We start from the raw sequence: 24,218 nt of genomic DNA, 5'->3' as shown, positions 1-24,218 counted from the left end.
TAAGAGAAAGTGCACGACCAACACGGAAGGGATCGTATGAAACGAGTACTGCTGATCGACTTCATGGGGAGCGCCTTCTACCACCACCACGCGCAAGACGGCAATCTGGTGATGAACTTTATACGCAATCTGCAGCTCATTCTCCAAGCGTACAAGGTAGACAAAACCGTTATCTTGCTCGAAGGCGGCTCCGCGTATCGTAAAAATCTGCTTCCCGACTACAAGCTGGCGCGCAGGCAGCGTCGTGAGAAACAGTCGGATGCAGACAGGGCCGCATTTCAGAAGTTCCTGGATGCTACCGAAACCTTGGCGATCTGCCTGGAAGTCCTGGGGGTCCATAAACTGCAGGTTTTCGGGGCCGAAGCAGACGACCTTGCAGGGTATCTGTGTGCCATTCTCCCCACGCAGGAGTACCAGATCCTGCTGATGTCGGAGGACAGCGACTGGAGCCAGCTGCTGTCCCGTAAAAATACCGTTCAGGGCAGTTACAAGACGATGGCAAAGACGATCCCGCTTCTGACCAAAAGCCAGTGGTCCACGTACAATTCCTTTTACGTGGCCAAAGGCTTGACGCCGGACCAGTGGTTCGAGAAAAAGATGCTGACCGGCGATGCGTCCGACAATATCCCCGGCATCGATGGGTTGGGGGAGACGGGAGCTACCAGGCTGCTGGGAAAATACGGCTCTTTGCGTGAGATCCTCGACACTAGGGAATCTCTCGACGTTCCCCGTCTTTCCGCGAAGGCAAAGGCCGGATTGGCGGACAGCGAGGCTGTTCTGAAACTGGGGTACCAGCTCATGAACCTACGGTGGACTCCAGAGCAGTGGAAACAGGTAGTCGGGTTGAATACCGTCCCCGTAGACGTGCTTGCAGATGGTGGGCTGATGGCCCCGAATGCCGTTCGCACCACCGCGTTTACGGAGCTGTGCTATGATAACGGCTGGATCGATTTCGTAGACAATCCAGAATGGCTGCTAGCTTTTTATGGTAAATAATTATTGACAGGTAAATAATTATTGAGTAGGATATTTTATAGAGTCGAACGAAGGAAAGTTCGATAAAATACGGCAGTCACTGGCTCCGCACGCTAAAGTCATGCGATCAAAATGTGAGCATTTTGTTAAAACTATTTGCTTATAAATAATTTTAGATGATTGATATGAGGAGGAGACGTCTCCTCGGTGCTTGAGGCTGCATCCCAAACCCGCCTCCAATTTCATGTTTGTTTCAGACACACATTTCAAACGAAGGGAAATTTCAAAATGGCACGAGCAACATCCGCAGCAAAGAACGCAACAGCCACCTCAGTAAACACTGATGACCTCTTTGCAGGGTTTTCTGACGAGGAGAAAGCAGAACTTCTGGCTCTTACCGGCCAGAATGCCAACCTGAAGGGGGAGAAAGTGCCGGTCATCAAGGTCAACTACTGCGACCTGGAAGACCGCGACGGCAACAGCATCAAAAAAGGCAACTTCGTTTACAACCAGAACTCGAAGGAAGTTTCCGCCGAAGGCGATGGCACTATCAGGGTCGAGTACATCGGTATCGATCTGGGCAAGGCCCCTAAGATCACTGTGCTGGCGTACCGCCAGCAGTACGCCTACTACAGCGATGATCCGAAGCAGCGCTGTTCCAGCCAGATCTTCGGCCAGGGCGAGATCCCGGTCGGCAGCACGCTGAAGTACGAGTGCCGCTCCGGCAAGTGCCCCCGCCGTGCAGAAGGGATCGACAAAAAAGAGAAGTGCGCGTGTCAGTATGTCGTGATGTGTCAGGTCCGTATCGGTGATGAAATCAAGCCTGCCATGATGTACGTGAAGGGCAAGTCGTTCATCTCTTTCGGAGACTACCTCAAGGGTGTCGGCAGCTTCCCGCTGTTCTTCGCACCGACCCGTCTGACGAACAAGATGGAGAAGCAGGGCAGCGTGACGTACTACGTTTCCAGCTTCGAACTTTTGAAAGAGTCGCCGTTCCCGCAGCTTGAAGCGAGGGAAAACATGAAGACTGCCAAGGACGCTGTCAAGGCCTTGGACGACTTCAAAAAGTCTCAGATGCAGAAGACGGCAGTAGCCCAGATCGTAGACAAATCTGCCGGATCTGGCGCAAAGCCGGTCAGTATGGACGTACTATTCCGCGAAGATGATGATATCGTCTTCGACGACTAAGGAGAGAAAATGGAAATAAGCATTAAACTGACAATTGATCAAGTGAACACAGTGCTTGGAGCACTCGCCAAACTGCCGTACGAGCAAGTAGCTGATCTGCTCGGTAATATCCGTCATCAGGCACAGCAGCAAGTAGACGCTGCCCAGGCTTCTCATTCTGTGCAGGAAGAGGGGGGCGAGCCAGCGTAGAGAAGAGCCGTGAGAGTACGTCACCATCTGCAAGGAGGAAAGTTGTGTAGAGGTGACACCAGGCTTTGAACTTGGTATCAGGAGTTCGAGTCTCCCCTCGCACCATAGTTTACCCTTGTAGCCCAATTGCCAGAGGCAGCGGGTTTAAGCCCCGCTCAGTGAAGGTTGGAATCCTTCCAGGGGTACCATCGGGTCGTTGGTGTAACGGTAGCATCCACGCCTCCAAAGCGTTGGGGTTAGGGTTCGAATCCCTGGCGGCCCGCCATTACAAAAACTAAGCGTGACATGTCACGCCCTCTCACAAGGACAAGGTGTAAAGGCCGCAACCCGCAGACCGGCGCTGCCACTGAAATCCCGGCCAGCACCAAGATGGGCTTCAAAGCCGCGCAGTAATCCCGCACGTTACATGGTGAAACAATGAAAGGAGCCTGATCGACAGGCTCCTTTCTTTGTATGTGAGGAGCGTATGTCCAAACAATCGTGGATAGTCTCCGGCGACATCCACCTGAGAATAAAACCCGACCTGCCCCTGGAGTGGCAGCTAAACCGTTACAGACTGCTCTGGCAAACCTACATAAACCTCTGCCTGGAACACGACGCCATGCTGATCCTGTCAGGCGACATTTTCGATAACCACAAAATCAACACCAGAGAGATGCAACTGTTCCTGGAGCTCTGCACCTTGGTTTCCAGGGCCGGAATCGACATATGGGTAATCGACGGCAATCACGACTACTCTGACCCCAACAACACGACGTTGGAACATTTCAGGTCGTTCTTCGACAGCCTGAATTCCAAAAGCTTCAATACGCCTTGTGGGGCGGTTCGCTATGTAAACCATACTACCGTTCAATTTAGGGATTGCGAGTTCGCCTTTGTAGGGCATTCCCGCATCAGGGACTGCAGTCTTGTCCCTTCAAAAGACAGGACCACCGTCCTGGTCAGCCACTTCCGGCCGGATGTGAATGAGTACATCAAAGAGGAGATCGACGTTGCTGCGTTTACTGATGGTTACGACCTCGTCCTTGCTTCTGACATTCACACTGATCTTACTATTGGCGGGCGCATCTTTTTCACCAATAGCCCTCTTAATAACCATTTTGAGCCTGATCCCACATGCGGTTGTCTGCTTGTCACGTGCACCAACGGTTCCTTATCGACAACCAGAATCCCGCTCGATCTTCCAAACCTCGTCCAGGTCACGGTAGACGCGGCAGACTACAAGGAGATCGTGGCTGACTATCACTTCTACCGCGTGGAAGTGACCGGCACGCCGGAGGAATTGAGGAAGATTTCCTCCAGCAATACGCACGTCACGTTACTCAAAGTACCGGAAGTCGTTGAAACGTACACCGAGGTCAAAGACGACACGGTAGGCATCATAACCAGCCTGGAAGATTCGTTAATAGGTTACATGCAGGAACTTGGTTACGACCAAGGCAAAATTCAACAGATGATGGAGGTCTATCATGGCACGTAAGTCTCTGAACAGAGATCGTTACGAGGCTAAGCTGGGACAGGTGAAGCATGACCCTGCGGCGTATGCAGAAATGCTTGCCAAATCTCCTTTCCGCCGCCACCAGAAACGAATTCTGGCACTTCGGCGGCAGGCGGAAGTACTCACCGCCCTGAAACACGTAGACGTAGCTGAGGAGGCAGAATGTTCAGATTCAAAGGCATAGTAGACAAAGATGAACGTACGTTCGGCTTCATGACCCGCTTCCTCGGCATTGATTTCGCGGTCATGGTGTTCGGCTGGTTGAACGACTGGAGCGTGATTGAGCTGAAGATCCCGTGCAACTACGGCATTTTATGCCACGTCGGGCCTATTGTTGTGAATGTAGGGAGGTTTCAGAATGGCATCTACGAAGAAACCCAAAAAGCAGACGTATTGGACGTTCATTGATACCGGAAATGGTGACTGCTATTTCAGCAACTCTTGTTTCAGATAAACAACCTGGCCCCCAGCCGGTCTTTGGAACGGTGGAAACGCGGTAAAGAATGGTTCCGCAGTCTGTTGGACCTGGTTGACTACTTCAACTGCAGGGCCTCATAAGAGGGAGCGGCATGATTGTTTTCCAAACGTTGAAAGCCCAGGACTGTTTCTCCTACACCAACCTGGAATTCAATTTTCAAACCGGCCTTCACTCCATCTCAGGAATGAACGGCAGCAGTAAAACGTCGATCTTTCTAGTCCTGCAGCAGTGTCTTTACAACAAGAACGCCAAGGGCTGCAAGATCGAGGATGTCAACAACAAGATCACAGGAAAGCCTTACGAGATCGAAGTAACCTTCACGAAAGGTGCCAATGCCTACCATATCGTGAACAGCAAGAAAAAGGGCTGCATCGAGATTTACCACAATGGCGTGGACATCAGCCTCAAAAGGATTCCTGACAATCTGAAACTGATCGAAGAGATTCTGGAGTGCGACTTCCAGACTTTCTGCGATCTGACGTACCAGTCCAAAGAGTCAACCCTTAACCTGCTTGACAGTTCCACCAACAAAGGGCGCAGCGAGTTTGCCAACAGAACGCTGAAATTAGCGGAGCTGGATCAGCAACTCGGCAGGATGGATGCTTACCGGAAAGAGCTGGAAGGGAAGCGGGGCACAATCGCCCTGCTGTCCGAATCGTTGGAAACCTTGAAAGCCTCGCTGTCCAGCGAGGCATGTGAAATGGCACCGCTGCCCACGGCGGAGTTGCAAGGCCGCATGAAGGTGTTTTCAGAACTTCTTGAAGATTGGCAAGGCCGCAAAGTGCGGATCGAGGCTGATCTGGGACGGCTGCAGACGGATCTGTCCCGATCCGCCAACTACGCACAGCAGATGCTGCACCTGAAAGGAAAACAGGATGAGTTAGCCCTGCTTTCCGCCCCTGACAAGGATCTGGCCGAGTGTCGGGATCAGCTCTCCAGGATCCAGCAGGCAGAATCAAAGCGCACCACAATGGTAGCTCTATGGAATAAAGAACTGGAGATGTTGAAGAAGGCCGCAGCAACCGGTAAATGCCACGCCTGCGGTCATGAAGTGGAGGCCAAGCAGTTCGATGTCCAGGTTACGCAGATTCAAACTCACATCGCAGAGGCCAACGAGTTTTTGGAGCGTTGCAAGAGCGGAGGGGTGAAATACGCTTCCCGGATCAACACCTGGGAAGAGATACACAGGCTGGAGCAGGAGATAGCACGACTGACCAATGCGGTCCCGTATGAGTGCGATGCCGAGGCGCTGAAACAAGAAGAGTCGAGACTGCAGTACGAGCTGCGGCAGGTTCAGGATGAAATCTCCGGGCTGAAAGCAGAGCAGCAAGAAGTCCAAGCGAAGTACGACGAAGCGATAAAGCATAACGCCACAGTAGCGGCCGTCAAGGATCTGAATGCGAATATTCGGGAGAACAACGCCAAACTGCACATTCAAATCGACCAGCACGCGCAACAGTTGGCCGATAGTGAGCGCAGGTTGGATTTGCTCAAGAGCTGGGTCGGCATCCTTGGCCCAAAGGGATACAGGACGGTGATGGTAAACCGCTTCCTGCAATCCCTCAACAAGACCATGAGCACGTATGCCCGCCTGATGTGTGACGGGCGCATCAAGTGCCTCTTCTTCATCAACGAGGCAGGAGAGATCGACTTCTCCATCACTGACGACGCAAAGGCTATGGACATTGTGCTGTGGTCTGGCGGCGAAACGGCCAGGATCAAGATCGTCTGCCTGTTTGCAGTGCTGGAGCTGCTTGAGGTTACGGGGGCTACCAGCTTCAACGTACTTTGTCTGGATGAGATTTTCGATGCGCTGGATCAGGACGGCAAGGCCGGACTGTTCAACGTTCTTGAGTACCTTAAAGGAAAGAATAAGGCACTGTACACCATTGCCCATTCGGAGTTGGCTCTGGATCTGGTGTACGACTCTGTTATAGCGGCAGAGAAACTGAATGACGGAACTACAAGGGTATTTCAATGCACAACGAGGTAAGTGTCAATTTTATTGACGAGCGCTGTCCCCAATGCAAGGCCATGCTCCTGACGGACTGGACACACAAATGGTGCAGCTTCGCAGAAGGCACCGTCAACTATCCCGCATGTGACTACGGTCGGGCTGAAAAGGTCCTGTTCCATGATCCCAAAGATAACTGATAAGGTTTGCTGCGTTTCAAGAAAAACGAGGAGCTATAAATGAGCGATCAGGCGAAACAAGAGGCATATGCGAAATATGCCAACTGCACGAACAAGACGCTGTTGATGGTCTTGGAGGACTCGACCTTGCCTGCCGTCGAGAAGGAAGTGATTCAGATGATCCTGAAGGGTAGGGTAGGGTGAGCTTCCTGGGGATCGACCAGTCAAAGCGTTCGACCGGCTGTGTCTGGTGGATGAATCGGGAACTATGCTGCGGTACTGAGGATTTCTGATGGTTTGGAGCCATACATAATACGTTGGAGGTTTGCGTTGCCTCGCAAGGTACTTACGGAAAGACGGGTAAGAGAAGGCAGTTGCCCTAATTGCGGAAGGGTGAATGACCGGCTCCCCAAGGCTTATTGCAGTATTTGTTCGGTGAACGAAAAACGCAGAAAGCAAAAACGTGTAGATTTAGGCCGCTGTCTCTTATGTGGCAATACCCTCATGATGCAAGAAACTGCAAAGTGCTGTCGGAACTGCACTGAACAAACATTTATTTTCAAATGGTAAAAGGAGAGAGGTTTGGAACTGATTCAGAGGCGAATGCCGCGAGATTACGTTTTAATCGATTCCTCAGACTATCACTACGGTAGCCTGAACTGCGCCAGAGACAAGATCCGCAGCATGATCGACAAGGTTGCCACCAAGAAGAACTACTTCCTGGTCAATAAAGGGGATTCCATAGAGGCCATTCTGCCCAGCGACAAGAGGTACGCAAGCTGCGGTCTGGACGTGAAAGAGCGCCTCATGACTCCTGCAGATCAGGCAGACGCGGTTGTCAGAGACTTCATGCCGATCCGCGACAAGATCGTTGCCTGGGGCTTCGGCAATCACGAATACAAACTGATGAACACTATGGATTTTGGACGGTACATCGCAGCCCAACTCCAGGTGCCGTATGGGACCTACGCCTTCAAGTTCACGGCGACTGACCGTAATAAACGGCCCATGCACAAGATGTTCTTCACGCACGGCTACGGCAGCATCAACAGTAACGCGAAGGACGATATCCAGAAGATGGCGAACCGCAAGGCTTCGCTGAAGCACAAACTCTGCAAATCGGGCTTCTCCGACTGCATCTACATGAGCTGTGGGCACACTCACCAGCTCCTGGTGGTTGAGCCGACCATCGAAAACAAGCTGTATCTGACCGATGACGGCCACGGCATCAAGCAGCATTACCATGTACTGGCAGAGCAGAACATGCCGTTCATCCCTGCCGACAGCAGATGGTACGGATGCTCCGGTAGCTTCTTGAAGCTGTACAGTGAACCAGGGAGCTATGCCATCAGCTACGGAGAGGTGGCCGGTTATGAGCCGAGCGAAATCGGCTGGCTTGAAATCCACGTTGAAAACGGCAACGTAGTCCGCGTAGAGAAAGTGATTGCGTAATGGCAACAAACAGAAAATCAAAGGGTCTTTCACTCAGCTCCCTTATCGGCAAGAAGGTGAAACTGAGGGATCGTTACGAGGCAGAGCTAAACGGTGAGTTTACGCTACGGGCTTTAGATCCGCTGGGGTTTGCATTGTTGGAGAACGCCGGTGCGACCTGTTGGTGGTCGCTCCAGCGGATCGAGGCAGTTAGAGAGGCACGTGATGCAGACGAATAGCGAATACTTCGAGCCAAGTTACGCGTGGTTCAAATTTCAAGTCAACGCAGACTTTGTGCGGAAAGCAGTGGACATGTTTCCGCCATACTTCGCTGAGAAGCCTGCTTCCAGTACCGGAAAGTACCACGCCACGTGGTCCAATATGAAGGGCGGTCTGAGGGCGCATACACTCGCAGTGGCGTATATGACGCACAGTTTGTCCGACGCCTATATGCTGGACGACCGGGAACATGATGCAGCGTTGATTGCTGCGCTGTTCCACGACGCAGTCAAATACGGCTTCGGATGCGGTCCTCACACCTCCAAAACGCACGAGTCCGAAGGAGCCATTTTCTTTAAGCGTGTAGCAGACAGGTTGAACTACCCGAATGCGCTGAACGAGCAAATCTACACCGCTATAGCGTTCCACCAGGGTAGATGGGCCGTTTGTGATCCGTCCAAGATCTTTCCGGACGACTTCGGCAAAATCGGGCAACTCGTCCATATAGCCGATATGGTGGCAAGCCGCCCTGAGGTCAGGTTTAACTTCCTTGAAACATCGTTGATCGGATGACTCATGAATAAAGACACGTATTGCAGAAAATGCTGGCTACGCCTCCGCAAACTCGCACCGCTCACCTGTTACGAGCGTGCGGACGGGGCCGCATACCATTGCTCCTTTTGTGGAGATTTCATTTACGCAGAAAGGTTTGACACGGTAATGCCAGAGCAAGACTACTCACTGACGCAGGACGAATTACGCTACACGATCCACTCTCTCCAAAAGCAGCTCGCCAAGGTGGGGAATGCACGTGCTCAGCTGATTACTACTATCACAAAGCTTGAGATCATGCTTGAGCTGGCCAAAGAAAAGGAGGTGAAATGAGTATCGATAAAGCGCTCCTGCTTGCCTTCTTTGAAGAGCAGCAGAAATGTGAAGCAGACAAAAAAGAGATTGTAGTCGAGATCAAAGAGGCGTTTGCAACCTTTGCTTACAACAACGAGCTGATCAAGAAGAGTGTCCGGCGCGTCTACAAACTCTACAAAGAGTTCCAAAAGGACAACGAATTCGTCCTTGTTGACTCCGAGACGGATTTGCTCCTGGACACAGTCATTCCGGTCTATTCGGAGGATGCGGATGCCGCAGCAGTCGCTCAAGGTTAAGTTCAAGAAGCTTCACGAAGACGCGAAGGCTCCCCGCTGCGCAAAGCCTGGGGATGCCGGTGTGGACGTGTTCTGTACCGCCATAGTTTCAGACCGGGACTATATCGAGTACCGCACTGGAATCGCTGTGGAAATCCCTGAAGGATATGTCGGTTTGCTGTTTGCTCGTTCGGGCAACAGCAAAAAGGACTTGCTGCTGTGCAATGCGGTCGGCGTCATCGACAGCGGGTATCGCGGGGAGATCGCCCTGCGCTTCAAGATCGTTACCCATCACGGCATCAGGAAGCTTATCCCACACCTCTATGCCGTGGGGGATGCCTGCGGCCAATTGATAATCCTTCCCTACCCGAAGGCCACCTTGGAGGAGGTCTTCGACCTATCGGAATCAGAACGTGGAACGGGCGGTTTTGGCTCGACAAATCAGTAGGATGGAAACTTAAAACTCAAGGAGTCACCAGTACATGAAATACAAAATGTTCGTCAAGGCATGCGAGGACTGCGAAAAAGGTGAAGAGTCCGTTGGCCCTTTGACGCTGCAAGAGCAGATCTGGAAGGCTCAGCTCGAAAATTTCAGGGAGATTTACCTCAACGGCGAGATCAACAACAACGTGATCGAGAAGGTGGTTGCTCAGATTCAGAATATAAACCGGCGCGATGACATGCTGGAGACCCAGGTGCTGAACTACGGGCGGGAGCCGATCACGGTCTACATCAACTCCCCAGGCGGAAGGGTATTTGAGAGCTTTGCGGTGGTTTCGGCCATCAAAACGAGCAAGACCCCTGTGCGTACCGTGGCGCTCGGTGAGGCCATGTCGGGCGGTTTTCTGATCCTGCTGGCGGGTCATGAGCGGTATGCGATGCCGTTTGCATGGCTCATGTATCACGAGTTAGGCAGTGGAAGTATCGGCAAGGCCGCAGACGTTCGGGAATACAGCGAACATCTGGACGAACTGCAAAAGATGATTACCGATTTTGTCACTACCAATTCCCTCATCACCGAGGAGGCCCTGGAGGATTGTCACCAGCGCAAGTCCGACTGGTACATGAATGTCGTGGAGGCGATGGAGTTGGAGGTTATCGACGGCCTGTGGCCGCTTGACCTCAATTCCGCTGAAGTGCCGTCCGAAGACGGTGAAGCGATTGAAGAGGAATAATAAACAGTACAAAGCACCGGCCAACCATCCGGCGCTTTGTACTTTACGAATAGCTGGCTGAATCTGGAGATTGATACATGCTGCAAGCAAAAATAGAAGAGCTGTATTCTACATTTATCGCCAAGCGCACCTACACCCGCTGGTTGGTCGGCTTGCAGCGCAGGGAGTCTTGGAAGGAAGCCTGTCTGCGGTACGAGGACTACTTCCTGCGCTACGTGCCTGAGTCTTTACGGGATGATTTCGACAAGGCAATCGCCTTTATGATCCTCAAGGAAACCGTAGGTTCCATGAGGGCCTTGTGGTCTGCCGGACCCGCCCTGGAGGAGAACAGTTTCGCCGCGTTTAACTGTGCCTTTGTCGCTCTGGATTCGCCCGATAAATTCAGCGAGATCCTTTACATACTGATGCACGGAACAGGTATGGGTTTTTCGGTCGAGCGGCAGTTCACCGGCAGATTGCCTGAAGTGCCGGGAGAGTTTGCCAAGGCTGAAGAGGCCCACGTCGTGGAGGACTCCAAACTGGGATGGAAGAATGCCTTCGGGCATTGCATCTCCTGCCTGTATGCTGGTGTGATCCCTGTGTTCGACTACTCCGCCGTAAGGCCCAAAGGGGCACGCCTCAACACATTCGGAGGACGGGCTTCCGGCCCTGAGCCGCTGCGCCAATTGCTCCAGTTCACTATCGGCGTTTTTCAAGGGGCCAAGGGCAGAAAACTCAACTCCCTGGAAGTTCACGACGTTGTAACCAAGACGTGCGATTGCGTGGTGGTCGGTGGTGTGCGTAGGAGCGCAGGAATCTCTTTCAGCAATCTCTCGGATCAGCGCCTGAAGCACGCCAAAGATGGGCAGTTCTGGCTTGAGAATCCGCACCGGGCCTTGGCTAACAACAGCATCGCCTATACGGAGAAGCCTGTTGTGGCACACTTCATGGAAGAGTGGTTGAACCTTACTCGCTCCGGTTCCGGTGAACGCGGCATCTTCAACGTGCAGACCGCCAGGGACAAGGCGGATAAATTCGGGCGCATGCCTGGCAATGTGCGGTCGAATCCGTGCTGCGAAGCTCTCCTGATGGATCGCCAGCTTTGCAATCTGTCCGAAGTTGTTGTGCGGCCCGACGACATCAGGGAAGTTCTTGAGGCCAAGATCCGCGCAGCCGTCCTTCTTGGGTGTGTGCAGTCTCTGGAAGTCAACTTCCATAACGTCCACCCTGATTGGAAGAAGAATGCCGAAGCCGAGCGTCTGATCGGAGTCTCGTTGACCGGCGTATGTGATTCTCCTCTGTTTAAGAAGGTGAACGACAAGACCGGCAAACTCCTGCGGGAACTGCGTAAGTATGCGCATGACTGCGCCGCTGAATTTGCGAAGGAGTTGGGCATCGCCACTCCCAAGCAAATTACGCTCACCAAGCCGTCCGGTACGGTGTCGCAGCTCTGCAACAGCGCCAGCGGTCTGCATCCTCGGTACTCTGACTACTACATTCGCAGGGTCAGGGTTAATGCCAAAGATCCTATCGCCTATCTGCTTCTCAGCAAAGGCGTGCCCTGCAATCCCGAAGTCGGGCAATCCTGGGAAGAGCACTCTACGTTGGTCTTCGAGTTTCCGATGAAGTCTCCGAGAGGTTCGCTGAATAGGTCCGATTTCTCTGCAATCGAGCAGTTGGAGTACTGGAAGATGTTCAACGATAACTGGTGCGACGGCAACCCTTCGGTCACGATCTACGTGAAAGAGGACGAGTGGATCGAAGTTAGCGCCTGGGTCTACAAGAATTGGGATTCGGTCTGCGGCCTGAGTTTCCTTCCCTATGACGGAGGAAACTATCCCCTGGCCCCCTACGAGGAGATCACGCGGACGGAGTACCAGGAACTCTGTAAACTGTACCAAGGGATCGAGATTGACTTCGACTGTGAGCTGAATCAATTCGAGCAGGATGACAACACCACGGGGCGGACTGAATTGGCCTGTAGCGGTGGGAACTGTGAATTATAAGGGGAGAGAAAATGAGGGCTACATGGACTCTCTTTATCTACCTCGGCATCAACATCATGGCTATCCTCGGCATATTCAACCTTTTGAATATGCCGGATAGCTTGGTTGTCGGTGCAGGGGGTGCAGGGGGTGCAGGGGGTGCAGTATGAAGACAAAACCATCAAGCAACCTTTACCCACGGCTTCCTGCACGACCAAGGCCGTAATGCGGTAACTCAGATCTAGAACTGAAGCGACTCGATATCCCGGAACTCCAGAAGCTGACGGTCACGACGCTGGGCACAGGGCTAACACCTTGTTAAGAGGTACGTCAAAGGGCCTCAAAATTTTTTGAGGCCCTTTTTCTTGCTCAAACTATTTAAGCATATTTACTTGGATTCAGACGGAAGTTGTTTGTTAATGAATGTTTCAATGGCCTTATTGGCTACTGGCGCAGTGATATTGCCTTGTTTTGCCTGACGAATTATGTAATCAGGAAATTTGTTCGTTATGTAATTTTGACGAAGCCATGACCTAAACAGACCTAATGCTGAATCAGGATATGCATACGCAGGCTGCGGGTTGCTTTTTGATTGGGGGTAATATAGCGGATATTCGTGGTCGTATTTTGTTCTGTCGCCGTGAACATTAGCTAAATTATTATCTTTCCAATAAGAACTCCATGCTTTGCCTACTGAAATATCGGGTACCACTTTATCACTTATCATGATTCCAGAACGAATCATCGGAACTATCATAGAAGCTATTTCACGAAACACACTGAAATAGCCCAGCGGCACAGAGTCCAAAATCATATCAACACGGTCATGGAAGTGTTTCCAGCTATCTAATATTTTTTGACTTGGGGAGTATCCGGTCGCTTCATAAATAAACAGCCTAAATGTAGTTCTTGCTAAAGTTCTGAAAGCATTTATTGCTTCGTCTCTTTTTTCCCTAGCAACGAAAGCATAATATTCAAGTATTGCCAAGCAGACTGGTTCTGTATACGCATTAATAATTGTGCCGTTGAGTTCTGACTTAAGAAACAATTCATCTTCAAAGTATCCAGATTTTTCTAACATCTCATTTATTGCCATACCACGGTCTTTATCTTTTTCGTCTTTCCAGTTAATAGCTAATCGATTAAGTACCTTACGATCGACCCCACAAATTCTGGCAAGTCCGCTCTCTGAAAGATATGGCACACCATTTTCTAGCACACCCATTTCAATCCCATCGAACTCAACCTGTTTTTCAACGTGGAATAGGTCGCCCTGTATATGAATTTGGGGTGGGACCAATTGACCTGATTTTCCCTGTAATATGCTGTTATTGTTAGTTTTTAAGGTGGGACTAAAAGCAGGCTTTGACATGTTTCCTCCAGCATTATTACATTAGGATTAAATACTTTTGGTAGCATAAATTAGATTTAATTGGAAAGTCTAGCAATCATTTCGAGCGATCAAGCATGGCTTGATACACCCGCTTCCATGGCCGGTGTGGTTCTGTCGCTCGACAAAACTTCTGGAGGCCCTGGAGATATCGGGATTGCCGTTGATTATGTGAATCACAGGTTATTGCTGGCTCTATTTTTCAGGGCTAAGATTCCTGTCAAGCGACAGCCGCGATTTTAGGCCGTAGCAAGCAATTTAAAATTGTATTGATCTGTATCAATTTGTTTCAATGTGTGACAAAAAATCCCCGCCGAGCGGAGGTAACTCGGTGGGGCGTGCAGCTAGAAAAGGAGGGAAACTAGCTGCGTAACAGTTCGGTAGTGTCTCGGCTTGAAATGTAATGATCCAGGGCCAAACAAAATAGGCGGTTTTCGCTTACGCCGTGAAATATCCTGTCGCATGTCTGCTGTATGATATGATATAAAATAAATATACTTTAACGGCAAATCGTGATATACAGCGCGAGAATTGTATACGGAATACAGAAGGGAGGATGTTATGGCAACCGTCTTTGATGTGGCTAAATACATCCTTGAAAAGACCGGTGAAATCACCGTAATGAAACTGCAAAAGCTTTGTTTCTATTCTAAAGCTTGGGGTTTGGTGTGGGATGAGGAAGAAATGTTTCCTGAGCATTTTGAGGCTTGGGCTGGAGGGGCTGTATCGCCTGCATTATATGATAGACATAGGGGCATGTTTAAAGTAATGACTTCTACTTTTCCCTATGGGGATTCTCGCAATTTAACGGGGCCACAGAAAGAAACTGTTGACCATGTTTTAGAATTTTATGGGAAATATACTGCCCAACAATTAAGCGATATCAACCACCAAGAATCCCCTTGGATAGATGCTAGGAATGGCTTGCCACCTACAGCGCGTTCTAATGAAGTGATTACTACAGCCTCTATTGCTGAATATTATTCAGGGATTTGGAATAGTGAAGAAGCTTAGTAAGGCTGAAGCCCGTATTCAAAGAAATATTGAGAAACTAGCAAAAACCAGGGATAAAAATGTTAGGCTCTCCGAAAATATCAGGATTGAAGATAAGTATATCAGAGTGTCCGAAGCGCCTTCGCTAGAAAAGAATCCCCGTTCAACTAATCCAGACAATTACAAAACATGTTATTTTTCCTGGTGCCACACACGTTCAGACACTGCTGGCGATTGGGGCTGGAATGAATCGCGCCTATGGACCGATCAAGAGTATAGTGAAACTATCAAACCCCATATGGATGCACATCGTAATGATTCATGGAATGAGGTAGAAACAAAAACGTATAGTGGTAGATTTAAGTACCGAAAATTGCTTAATAAATATCAACCTTTAGATTCATTGTGCGGCGAAGCGCAAACAAGATGGGGCGAATTAGAAGGTTTAGCCGAATTTGAAACCTTATTCAGATTGCGGTTGGGAGACAAAAAAAGAATTTGGGGGATACGGCTGCAGCACCATTTTTTTATGATTTGGTACGAGCGCAATCATAAAATATGTCCAGTAGATAACCATTAGATTAATTCTGTTATTTCCGCCAACGTCCACACATGATAGCAACCACCGCTGAGCCTGGGCCTTATCTTCGTTGGTAGCCTGAATTTGGCATGCTGGGTTATGTCGAGTGGTCGTTTGCCTTAAAGGCGAACATAACCGCTCAGGGATTGCAACGGGATCTAAATTTCAAACTGAGATACTACGCAAAAAAGCCCCACCGAGCGGAGGTAACCCGGTGGGGCGTGCAGCTAGAAAAGGAGGGAAACTAGCTGCGTAACAGTTCGTACAGCTCGCCGGGGTTGGTTTTGCTAGGCAGTGCCTCAGGTATTCTGCCAAGGGCCTGGAGAGCTGCACTGCAGATCTCCGAGCAGAAGTACCGTTCAATATCCTCAAGACCAAGATGGAGCACCGTTCCGAAAAACAGCCCCACCCAATCATACCCACAGCCTACTTTTACATCACTCCACCTGCGAAGCCATTTTTCTTCTCCCAAAGAAATCTCGATATCAATGAAGTCCCACTTGGCAGGATCAGGTTCGATAGTCAGGTAGCGGACCCCATTTGATCGAGGATCGGCACTGAAGAACGGGCCGTCGCTGAATACCAGCTCGCAGTGGGAGTAGGGAGAACCGGTCCATTTCCGAACCACCCAATCCCACAGATTGCCTTTTCCTTTATAAAACGCGATCTGCATATCAGTTCCCGTTCCACACCTTGAACAATGCCTTGATCCACCCCCAGTGGTCATATAGGTCGGAATAAATACCAAATACGGATAGGACCGAGAAAATGCCTATCGACCAGATGCCCGGTTTACTGGAAGCGATTTTGTAAATGGCCATTAACCGCCCAAAGCGCTCATCGAGTGTCTCTGCGTGCTTGTCCACCGCCTCTTTGACCTTTAGATCGATAAGGGCCTGCATCTCAGGTGCGCTCGGCAGGTCCTTGAGGCGATCCAACCTCTTAAATACTAGTGTAGCCTGACCCTCCGCAACCTGAACCCTTTTCGCCAATGCGTCGTAATCGTCTCTGACGCAGTTCCGATCCATACCTTCAACCTGCTTAGCCAGCTCACTGTGATCCTCTTCCACTTCGTCAAGCCTGCGGTGAAGGTTCTTATGATCTTCTACGTTGGCGCTCAGCCTCTCCAGGATGGTAGCCTGCTGCCGCAGGGTGTCCTGAATGCTGTCCAATGCCTTTGCAATCTGCTTGCGTAAATCCTTAACCGATTCCTCCAGGCCTGCTACTCTCACTGCAGTTCCGGCATAATCTGATATTGCTTTTGAGACTAGCTCTTCAAGGACCATTGGTCCGCAATCTCCTTTAATCTGTCGATGTGCTCTTTACAGACAAACTCAGCAGCTTTGCACTTCTTGGCCAGGATGCTGTACTCTTCTCCTTGCATTCCGCTACAGAGAACCACAGGGATGTCCTTCGTGCCTTCCTGCTGCTTTAACTTTTCGACTACTTCGATACCGGTCATGTATGGCATGACGAGATCCAAGACTACAAAATCAGGATGTAGCTCTTCTACTCTCTCTAGAAACGCGTCAGGATCGCTGAAAGCGATAACCTCATGCCCCTTTAGCATCATGCTATAGAAGGCCAATTGGGACTTACAGTCATCTAAAGCCGCAATTCGCATGACTTACCACCTGTAGTCAATTTGAGCCATTGCCTTTGCTCATTGCTCTGCGCTTCAGCGCTCAAATGGAAACTACCTATCCGCAGGAGCGTGTACTCTCCGAATATCTTTTGCGGTTGGAGCTTTCGTACTGCTTTCATAAGCCACTTCATTTGAACGGAAAATTTACAGTCCTACTTTTGAAATTCTGGCCAACCAAATACAACTTTAAAATTACTTCTATTTTTCAGATATTTTAATTATACCGATAGAGCTAAATAACACATATCCACTCAATATTATTGCTACGTCAGAAAGTAACTTGCCGACTACCAATTTTAAAGCCATGACGTTTCCTGTTAATGCGGCCAACAATGATATGTTTGATATTGTTATCAGACTGGAAAGGATAGCAAATACTAAAAGTACCACAATATCTTTCATAGTAGAGCGACCAACTTTTTCGGTGATATTGTAAAACAACACTCCCAAGCCTACGTGAATAAGCCCGATAACCGAATAGGCCCCTATTGCCACCTTGCCTGTGATAATGTTATACATCCAGGCCCCCAGCGCAGAGCCAGCCGCAGCATATGGAGATATAAACAACAAAGACTTTAGTGCGTTTGCAATTCTGAAACTTGGAGTTATTCCAAGTACTGTGCAAGACAAACTTGGAGTAGCCAGACAAATTAAGCAGTATAAAACGGCAATGCTAATTGCCGTTGTAATGCCCATAGTGATAGTTGAAGGTTTAACTTCCGCAGCCAGTGCTCTCATTGCGCTGTGACTCCTATATTATATTTTTGTCTGTTTTTGCATTTAGCGCAGATCCCGCAAGGAGGAACGGATAGGCACGAGACTGTCTGATCGAGTAGCTCATCGTCCTTAACAATCTGATAGATATCATCGAATGATGCCTTCCCCAGCGGCCTTGAATACATTCTTTCTCCGCGTAGTTTTGTGGTAGACAAGAGTTTCGCCATGTACTTTTCGAAATTGGAATCAAATACTTCAATTTTATTACCAGATACGACCGATACTATATCCAGGGATGCAGCATGAGCTGCCCCTAGTATTGCCAGTATCGGGGTGTTGTAATACATCGGACGGATTCTGCCTGTCTCGGTCGGAGGCACCAGAATGTCATGCAGAACAATCATCTTATGACTGGCACAATACTTATCTGCTATCTTACGTGCCGCTTCGGCTTGGGCGTCTGCCGCAGGGACGCCGGTATGCACATATAGGCTGTGCAGTTCATCATCCTTTAGCTTGACGGCCACGGCCAAGCTATCCATTCCCCCGCTATTCAAAAATACCCTTTTCATTCCAGTTCGATCCCCATTACTTCTTCTAAAGTCGTTGCTGCATCGATTGCAGCGTAGGTAGTAAATTTGTCGCTATAAAGATTCATTGCATACTGGGCCATTTCTAACCTTAAGGCCTTTAGATCATCGAGAGTTACTTCCTTGGTAGTGTCGGTGCATTTCCACAGTATAGGGAACATCCCAGGATTAGCTTCTCCAGCATTTATGATCTCGGCCAGATTCTGAGCATCGTTGTCAATGTCATTACGCCTGGCGTCTACTCTTGTGTTTAAAGCACTCGACATGAAAGATCCTGATTTAATCCTCCGGGTCCACTCCTGGGTGATATCAGTCTTCTTAGTGTGCTTCGCCAAGTCCAGCGGTACTTGTTCTACCGTTCGTGTTCCTACAACCTTGGCGTCTTGAATATCGTAGTTGAATACATTTAAGTGGTATTTATCTTGTACAAACTCTACATAGTTTTCTTCGTATGGATAAATACCATATGGCAGTAATTCTTCATCTGTAGTTTGGTCTGTGAAGTTAATAGGTCCATCGGATGTATGCCATACTACCGGCTTATCTGGTAATATGTTTTGAATGTTACCATTACATACGACTGCATATCTCATAGTAGTTCCTTGCATTATTATTGTATTGGTAGATAAACAAAACTTATATTTGTACTAGATGAAAATTCACCACCAAGGTCTCCACAAGTATTAGCAATTGTTATTGTGTCTCTTGTATATACTGAAAATGTAGAATTATTGGCTTGCATCATAGTGAAATTTATTCTTCCGTTACCAACGATGCTTCCTATATTTATGCCATCTTGATAAACGATAACATCGAGATCGCCTGCGTTGAGACAGCGATTAAATGCTGAATAATTTGCTCCGTCTTCGTCACCTACATAAACATCAATGTAACCAGGACCCGTAGCGAAATTGGCTGTATAGCTCCATATCAAATTATAATGTGTTGTGTAAGTAGTTCCTAGTGTGCCAGGATAAACAGTACCGACTCCTGGGATAGTTATGCTGCTAATATTGATTCTGTTGTCGATTGTAACATTGTTATACATGTTTCCTGTCACAAGTACATCCAATTGAGTAGGATTTTGCCCAGTATATATGAATGTCATGTTTTTAGTTTGAGGGGATGCGTTAGTAAACGTAAAACTACCTATCCACATACCTGCTTCAATGACATATAAATATTGAGTATCTATTATTGATTTTGCAACTACAGATCCAGACCCATAATAATTTCCATTATAGGTAATACTATAAACTGTCTGGTAAAAAGGTCTAGTAATGCCACCTACCCAACCAGGGCTTGCTGTGTAAAACCCGCCGCCAGTTCCTTTAGATTTGCCCAATAGGTTTGATAAACCTATTTGCCCACCTGAAATACCAGCAAGAGTGCGGACAGTCGTATCATTTAACGAGATCTGTGCTGTAGAGCTTAGACCTAGCTCAAGATTAACGGACTGTCCGACAGTCGAGCCGCCTAAGCTTATTTGTCCTGAAGAGTTCAGAGCCATGTTGTCCCTTACTTATATAAAGCTGAGGTGAGTTCTTGGATTTGACTACGAAGGCTCGCAACTTCTGCTCGCAGACTGTCAACTTCATTGCGCTGTTCTTTGAATGCTTCGACAAACAACGGTGCCATGCGTGCATAATCCACGGTCTTGAAATCTTTACCAGACTTGGAGACGGGATTGGTTATTTCCCCGGCCATGTCAAACGGAGCAGGATGCACGATCTCGGGAAGAACTTTTTCGGTGCTTTGAGCGGATAAACCTACCTGAAGCTCATCACTGGAATACCCCAATTCTCTTGCAAGTGCGTTGTTGCGATAATAAAATCCGTCGAGAGAACAAACCTTATCCAATGCGTTCTCTATACTGCCAATGCGCTCCTTGAGGCGTTCATCGGAGTAGTAGGCGACTACGTTACCAGTGGCATAGAGAGTGCCGTTCACTTTGAAGGACGAATTGTTATATGTCTCTACGAGCCCAGCCCCCTGACTCCATATGCCAGTAGCGTAATCTGAGTTGTACCACCCACAAGACCCTGTTGAACGAAACCAACCATCATTGCCGTTGGTAGCAGCAGGGCCAGTTAATTTTGCAGCGGCGGCACATGATCCGCTGGATGTTATGTATCCAGGACCGTTTGTGAGCTGATTGAGGTTGGTGAGGTTGGTAGTGTCAAATATTTGTTTCCAAGACCCCCACGAGCCAACCCCTCCAGATACAGGCGGATTTCCAGTTCTGTATATGAGTCCATTTCCATATTCCCAATCGTGAAATAATTGGAGCACGCAATCAGCACTTCTCGACACAAAACCAGCACCCCAAGAGCTAGGTCGATTTGTTTCAGTATTGCCAAGACCATAAAACCCTGGAGTAATCCATGTATTAACATCTCCGCCAGAGCGTTCTTGATGAGCAATGCCTGTAACAGTAGTAAAGTTACTAGCATGTAGTAAAGAATTCCCTGCGAGAGTTATCGTTGAGGAATTTATTGCTTCAAGTCTTACTGTGGAATCAGCACTTTCTCCAGATGTTAGATGAAGATCAATGTAATGTCCCAGTTCAGTAACGCCGTCAGCTTTGGTTGCTACCAATGCAGGCCATACAGATCCACCAACAGTAGATGTTGATGGAAGATTAAATCCTATCTGAGAGGTGAAGTTCCCCATGTGGAGAGCTGCTTGTCCATTGATGTAAGTCCCTGATGGTAATCTGACATTGCCTCCACTAAGACCATCAACAGAATTTATATACAAATCCTTCCAAGCACTAAGTGCACTATTGTGCGAGGCTAGTACCGATAGTCCATTGTAGTTTCCCATAAATACTGCGATATCAGTTGTAGTATTTTTAGAGCCTACCCTGCCAACCCACTGCGTTCCTGATCCAGTTTGTGCATTCATTACTCCGAAATCAGTATAAGCAAGGAATCCATTGGCACTTAATAAACCGGTTGATGATTGAATTCTAACAGCATCACAGGAATAAGCTATAGTCTTGCCGCCTTCATCGGCACCCCACAATACAGGGTATAAAGAGCTGTCATTCCGACTGGGTGAATAGGTTACTCTGTTGGCAAGTGCAGCATAAGCGACTGATTGGTTTCCTATATTTGCAGAGGTAATGAATTCTACCCAATTACCCCAAGTTCCAGAACTACAGTTACGTGACCACATTCTATCAGCATTTTGTTCCCATCCATGAGCATACTGCTTGCCCCACAGATTAGCTGCATTTGTGTGGCGCATGGTTTCAATAAAATGCCAACCAGAAGTAGGCCCACCTTGATTTAACTCGACATTTGTAGTAACGCCTGGAGTGGTATCTGAAAACAATTGATTTAATTGATTGTTATAAATGGAACTGTCCGAAGATTGACTAATAACTTTTGTTACATCTGCATTATCGGCATGGGTCACGCTACATCCGGCATGAAAGGAATCATCTGAATTATACCCACCCAGTATCCAATAAGACCGCGATGCGTCCCAATAGGTTTGAACAGAATAGTTGCTATCAACATCCCTTCTATACAACCTATACGGGCCGGGGCGAGTGCCAGAAGTCCACATACCTACCTGTTGGGTTATGCTTCCGGCGGCTACACTTCCTGCACTTCCATCGATATTTACACCTGTAAGGTTTAAGGCACCTGAACTACGATTGATAGCTACCGCGGTGGTACCGATATACATAGTTTGATTAGGTGCAGCGAATGAAGGCTTATTCGACAGGTCGGTATATGAACCACTTGTAGCAACAACTGCAAAGGAGGGCTTGTTAAGGATAGTACCCTTGCCTGTTGACGCATTCCAGTCCGGCTGCACCTGCCCCGCCGGGGTCAAGTAATCTACTCCGGCAGTCAACGCATTCTGCTTACCGTTCCAGATTGTTTTTTCAGCATCGGTCACGAACCGATGATTGGAGTCCTGAACTAGGCTAGTTACTGTGGGAACAGACGCACTGATTATCTCATTGGTGATGGTAATTGTACTGCCGTCAACCTTCACACCACCGCGTACAGTTTGAGAGGCTACTGGAGTACCTGCAGCAACTACATTAGTAGCTTCGACTGCACTCTGAGCAGCAGCCTGTGCGGATAGGTCGGCAGCGTTGGCCGACTCCGAGGCGGATTGGGCAGACGTATTCGCAGCTTGCGCTTTTTGAGATGCTTCAGTGGCAGCGTCATTTGCGCTGACAGCAGAACCTGCAGCAGCCTGGGCAGACGCATCCGCAGCCTGCGCTTTCTGAGATGCTACAGCGGCTGCTGCTTCTGCGTCCTCCTTGCTATTTAAAGCTTCACCAGCAGACCCGGCCGCAGAGAGCGCGCTCAGGTTCGCGCTAGTAGTTGCAGCCTGGGCATCCTCGTCGTAGTTCCTCCAAATGCCGGTTTCAATGCTGTATACGCGAATTTTACCTGTGGTGGTATTGCTATAGGTCGCCCCGTCCTTGATCGGGTGACCGTTACCATCAACGGCCGGGTCTTCGGCAAGCTCACCCAAGAACGTCTCCCTGAATGAGTACAGGGCAGATGCCAGAGACAAAGCGGACGATGCTGCATCGTGCGCACTTGAAGCGGCATCAGAGGCCGAACTGTCAGCGGCTTGGGCGCTGGATGCTGCTGCCAACTCCGACAGATGTGCAGCGTCCTTGCTCTCTTCTGCAGCCCCGGCGCTGGCTGCAGCTGCCAATTCTGACAGATGTGCAGCGTCCTTGCCCTCTTCTGCGGCTCTAGCACTGGCTGCGGCATTATCCTCGCTGTATTTTGCCGCGTCCTTGCTCTCTTTTGCGACCTGTTCGCTGACTGCGGCAGCAACAGCCGATTCATCCGCATCATGAGCAGAAGCAGCAGCATTAGTCTCGCTGGCCTTTGCGGCCTGCTCACTAGCTGCCGCATCCACAGCGCTTACAGCAGCGGAGCTTGCGGAATCGGAAGCTTCCGTTGCCTTATCCGTAGCAATATCGGCCTTAGTAGTTGCAGTATCCGCAGCATCAGTAGCCCCGGCTGCCGCAACGACGGCAGTCTCAGCGCTCGTCTTGGCCAACCCTACATTTATTTCGGCATCACGGAACGCATTGCCCAGGCTATAGGTCCAGGAATATCCATTACCGTTGTTCGACCAATCCACAGGGGCGTTGACGGTAATGGTGCTATTGGTTTCAAAGTCTTTGTCTACGACAGTGCGAGAAACGCCGTTGGCAGTGACGTAGGAGCCTACCTTTATCTCCCAGAAGTCTCCCGTCACGGTAGCCGTTACAGTAGTACTGGAACCATTGGTCACTACGTTGCCGCCACCAGCTCCGATAAAGATCGCACCGAGAGCAGCATCGATCTTTCGAATAGTCTGCTGAGTCAGATGGGTAGGCCAATCCTGATCGCCTACGTTTATCTCGGCAAGACCAAAATTCGGAGTATAGTCTCTTGTGACCTGGTACTGGATAGAGGATGTAGAAGCCTCAGTAAAAGGTACGCTGAGAATAAATGTAGTATCATCTGTTACTTCGGACACAGTGTAAACGACAGGTGAACCTTTCACCTTAAAGGCATTACCAGGAGCTACGTTTGCTAAAAACTTACATCCTGGCTGTCCGATGACAGTGGCTGATCCTTTTGTCACAGAAACAGTGTATTGTGAATACTGCATTCAGGTTCTCCTTGGTTAATGTAGCTGTAAAGTTATATACGTGTTATTCGATTAAAATATTACTAAGCTTATAAAAGGGGTGGGGTTATCAGGCATCTGCTGTTCCAACTTGTGGATATTGATACCTGGTGCTATTGCAAACGTCACCACTGATGATGCCAATGTTATTTCGTCAAATTGGAACAACGGGGTCATCAGCAGAAATTGGGCGTTCACAGATCCCACATACGGACAAATACAGGCATCCTTTTTGGACAGGGTT

At 49.1% G+C, this 24,218-nt stretch carries 26 protein-coding genes and 3 tRNA genes; 20 read left to right on the top strand and 9 right to left on the bottom strand.

From position 1 onward, the window contains the following. The first annotated feature begins 36 nt into the window (after window positions 1-36). The 18 genes from GSVR_RS11920 (at window position 37) to GSVR_RS11835 (ending at window position 12,413) form a co-directional block, all read left to right on the top strand. Window positions 37-996, top strand: coding sequence for a 5'-3' exonuclease H3TH domain-containing protein (locus tag GSVR_RS11920; protein WP_173202301.1), 960 nt, complete (start codon window positions 37-39; stop codon window positions 994-996). Between the two features lie 267 nt (window positions 997-1,263). Then, window positions 1,264-2,163 (top strand): hypothetical protein, encoded by a 900-nt coding sequence (locus GSVR_RS11915; protein ID WP_173202300.1) that lies wholly within the window; start codon window positions 1,264-1,266, stop codon window positions 2,161-2,163. Between the two features lie 9 nt (window positions 2,164-2,172). Next, on the top strand, window positions 2,173-2,352 hold the full coding sequence (locus GSVR_RS11910) for a hypothetical protein (protein ID WP_173202299.1): 180 nt from the start codon (window positions 2,173-2,175) through the stop codon (window positions 2,350-2,352). Window positions 2,353-2,392: 40 nt separating this feature from the next. After that, window positions 2,393-2,457 (top strand) — tRNA-Gln (locus GSVR_RS11905). Window positions 2,458-2,463: 6 nt separating this feature from the next. Beyond that, window positions 2,464-2,540: transfer RNA gene (locus GSVR_RS11900), tRNA-Leu, on the top strand. Window positions 2,541-2,542: 2 nt separating this feature from the next. Next, window positions 2,543-2,617 (top strand) — tRNA-Trp (locus GSVR_RS11895). A gap of 20 nt (window positions 2,618-2,637) precedes the next feature. Next, a complete protein-coding gene (locus GSVR_RS22405) occupies window positions 2,638-2,745 on the top strand; it encodes an HU family DNA-binding protein (protein WP_173202298.1) in 108 nt (35 codons plus the stop codon). 73 nt (window positions 2,746-2,818) lie between these two features. Next, entirely contained in the window at window positions 2,819-3,832 is a 1,014-nt protein-coding gene (locus GSVR_RS11885; RefSeq protein ID WP_173202297.1) for a metallophosphoesterase, read from the top strand. Between the two features lie 180 nt (window positions 3,833-4,012). Continuing rightward, window positions 4,013-4,258 carry a hypothetical protein gene (locus tag GSVR_RS11880; RefSeq protein ID WP_173202296.1) on the top strand — a complete coding sequence of 82 codons (246 nt, stop codon included), beginning with the start codon at window positions 4,013-4,015 and terminating at the stop codon, window positions 4,256-4,258. A gap of 161 nt (window positions 4,259-4,419) precedes the next feature. After that, the gene (locus GSVR_RS11875) at window positions 4,420-6,321 is read left to right on the top strand and encodes an AAA family ATPase (protein WP_173202295.1); all 1,902 of its coding nucleotides are present in this window, start codon (window positions 4,420-4,422) and stop codon (window positions 6,319-6,321) included. Between the two features lie 200 nt (window positions 6,322-6,521). Continuing rightward, on the top strand, window positions 6,522-6,665 hold the full coding sequence (locus GSVR_RS11870) for a hypothetical protein (protein ID WP_173202293.1): 144 nt from the start codon (window positions 6,522-6,524) through the stop codon (window positions 6,663-6,665). A gap of 378 nt (window positions 6,666-7,043) precedes the next feature. Then, window positions 7,044-7,913, top strand: coding sequence for a hypothetical protein (locus GSVR_RS11865; protein WP_173202292.1), 870 nt, complete (start codon window positions 7,044-7,046; stop codon window positions 7,911-7,913). Between the two features lie 204 nt (window positions 7,914-8,117). Beyond that, entirely contained in the window at window positions 8,118-8,684 is a 567-nt protein-coding gene (locus GSVR_RS11860) for an HD domain-containing protein (protein ID WP_173202291.1), read from the top strand. A gap of 3 nt (window positions 8,685-8,687) precedes the next feature. Next, entirely contained in the window at window positions 8,688-8,996 is a 309-nt protein-coding gene (locus GSVR_RS11855; protein ID WP_173202290.1) for a hypothetical protein, read from the top strand. Further along, window positions 8,993-9,274, top strand: coding sequence for a hypothetical protein (locus GSVR_RS11850; RefSeq protein ID WP_173202289.1), 282 nt, complete (start codon window positions 8,993-8,995; stop codon window positions 9,272-9,274). Before GSVR_RS11855 ends, GSVR_RS11850 begins: the two co-directional genes overlap by 4 nt. Then, window positions 9,249-9,701, top strand: a complete 453-nt coding sequence (locus tag GSVR_RS11845; RefSeq protein ID WP_173202288.1) for a dUTP diphosphatase — start codon at window positions 9,249-9,251, stop codon at window positions 9,699-9,701. The genes GSVR_RS11850 and GSVR_RS11845 overlap by 26 nt, the downstream gene beginning before the upstream one ends. Before the next feature lie 34 nt (window positions 9,702-9,735). Continuing rightward, window positions 9,736-10,428, top strand: a complete 693-nt coding sequence (locus tag GSVR_RS11840) for an ATP-dependent Clp protease proteolytic subunit (RefSeq protein ID WP_173202287.1) — start codon at window positions 9,736-9,738, stop codon at window positions 10,426-10,428. A gap of 77 nt (window positions 10,429-10,505) precedes the next feature. Then, complete coding sequence (locus GSVR_RS11835) at window positions 10,506-12,413, top strand: ribonucleoside-triphosphate reductase (RefSeq protein WP_173202286.1); 1,908 nt, start codon at window positions 10,506-10,508, stop codon at window positions 12,411-12,413. A 367-nt stretch (window positions 12,414-12,780) separates the two neighbouring features. Here GSVR_RS11835 and GSVR_RS11830 read toward each other — a convergent pair whose 3' ends face one another. Then, on the bottom strand, window positions 12,781-13,764 hold the full coding sequence (locus tag GSVR_RS11830) for a hypothetical protein (protein ID WP_173202285.1): 984 nt from the start codon (window positions 13,762-13,764) through the stop codon (window positions 12,781-12,783). A 579-nt stretch (window positions 13,765-14,343) separates the two neighbouring features. Between GSVR_RS11830 and GSVR_RS11825 the strand changes: the two genes are divergently transcribed. Then, window positions 14,344-14,796 (top strand): Panacea domain-containing protein, encoded by a 453-nt coding sequence (locus tag GSVR_RS11825; protein ID WP_173202284.1) that lies wholly within the window; start codon window positions 14,344-14,346, stop codon window positions 14,794-14,796. Next, window positions 14,783-15,355 carry a hypothetical protein gene (locus GSVR_RS11820; RefSeq protein ID WP_203978655.1) on the top strand — a complete coding sequence of 191 codons (573 nt, stop codon included), beginning with the start codon at window positions 14,783-14,785 and terminating at the stop codon, window positions 15,353-15,355. The genes GSVR_RS11825 and GSVR_RS11820 overlap by 14 nt, the downstream gene beginning before the upstream one ends. Before the next feature lie 244 nt (window positions 15,356-15,599). Here GSVR_RS11820 and GSVR_RS11815 read toward each other — a convergent pair whose 3' ends face one another. From GSVR_RS11815 to GSVR_RS11780, 8 genes are all read right to left on the bottom strand, one after another. Then, a complete protein-coding gene (locus tag GSVR_RS11815; RefSeq protein ID WP_173202283.1) occupies window positions 15,600-16,028 on the bottom strand; it encodes a hypothetical protein in 429 nt (142 codons plus the stop codon). Window position 16,029: 1 nt separating this feature from the next. Continuing rightward, window positions 16,030-16,641, bottom strand: coding sequence for a hypothetical protein (locus GSVR_RS11810; RefSeq protein ID WP_173202282.1), 612 nt, complete (start codon window positions 16,639-16,641; stop codon window positions 16,030-16,032). Then, window positions 16,623-16,979, bottom strand: coding sequence for a PleD family two-component system response regulator (locus GSVR_RS11805; protein ID WP_173202281.1), 357 nt, complete (start codon window positions 16,977-16,979; stop codon window positions 16,623-16,625). The genes GSVR_RS11810 and GSVR_RS11805 overlap by 19 nt, the downstream gene beginning before the upstream one ends. A 219-nt stretch (window positions 16,980-17,198) precedes the next feature. Continuing rightward, on the bottom strand, window positions 17,199-17,738 hold the full coding sequence (locus GSVR_RS11800) for a hypothetical protein (RefSeq protein WP_173202280.1): 540 nt from the start codon (window positions 17,736-17,738) through the stop codon (window positions 17,199-17,201). Further along, the gene (locus tag GSVR_RS11795; protein WP_173202279.1) at window positions 17,735-18,289 is read right to left on the bottom strand and encodes a hypothetical protein; all 555 of its coding nucleotides are present in this window, start codon (window positions 18,287-18,289) and stop codon (window positions 17,735-17,737) included. Before GSVR_RS11795 ends, GSVR_RS11800 begins: the two co-directional genes overlap by 4 nt. Beyond that, a complete protein-coding gene (locus tag GSVR_RS11790; RefSeq protein ID WP_173202278.1) occupies window positions 18,286-18,900 on the bottom strand; it encodes a DUF4376 domain-containing protein in 615 nt (204 codons plus the stop codon). The genes GSVR_RS11795 and GSVR_RS11790 overlap by 4 nt, the downstream gene beginning before the upstream one ends. Before the next feature lie 17 nt (window positions 18,901-18,917). Next, a complete protein-coding gene (locus GSVR_RS11785; protein WP_173202277.1) occupies window positions 18,918-19,817 on the bottom strand; it encodes a hypothetical protein in 900 nt (299 codons plus the stop codon). An 8-nt stretch (window positions 19,818-19,825) separates the two neighbouring features. Further along, a complete protein-coding gene (locus GSVR_RS11780; RefSeq protein ID WP_173202276.1) occupies window positions 19,826-23,956 on the bottom strand; it encodes a pyocin knob domain-containing S74 family peptidase in 4,131 nt (1,376 codons plus the stop codon). Window positions 23,957-24,218: the final 262 nt, after the last annotated feature.

This window comes from Geobacter sp. SVR (assembly GCF_016865365.1).
Lineage (GTDB): Bacteria > Desulfobacterota > Desulfuromonadia > Geobacterales > Pseudopelobacteraceae > Pelotalea.
The sequence above is the reverse complement of the archived record's forward strand: the minus strand, read 5'-3'. Positions and strand labels throughout refer to the sequence as shown.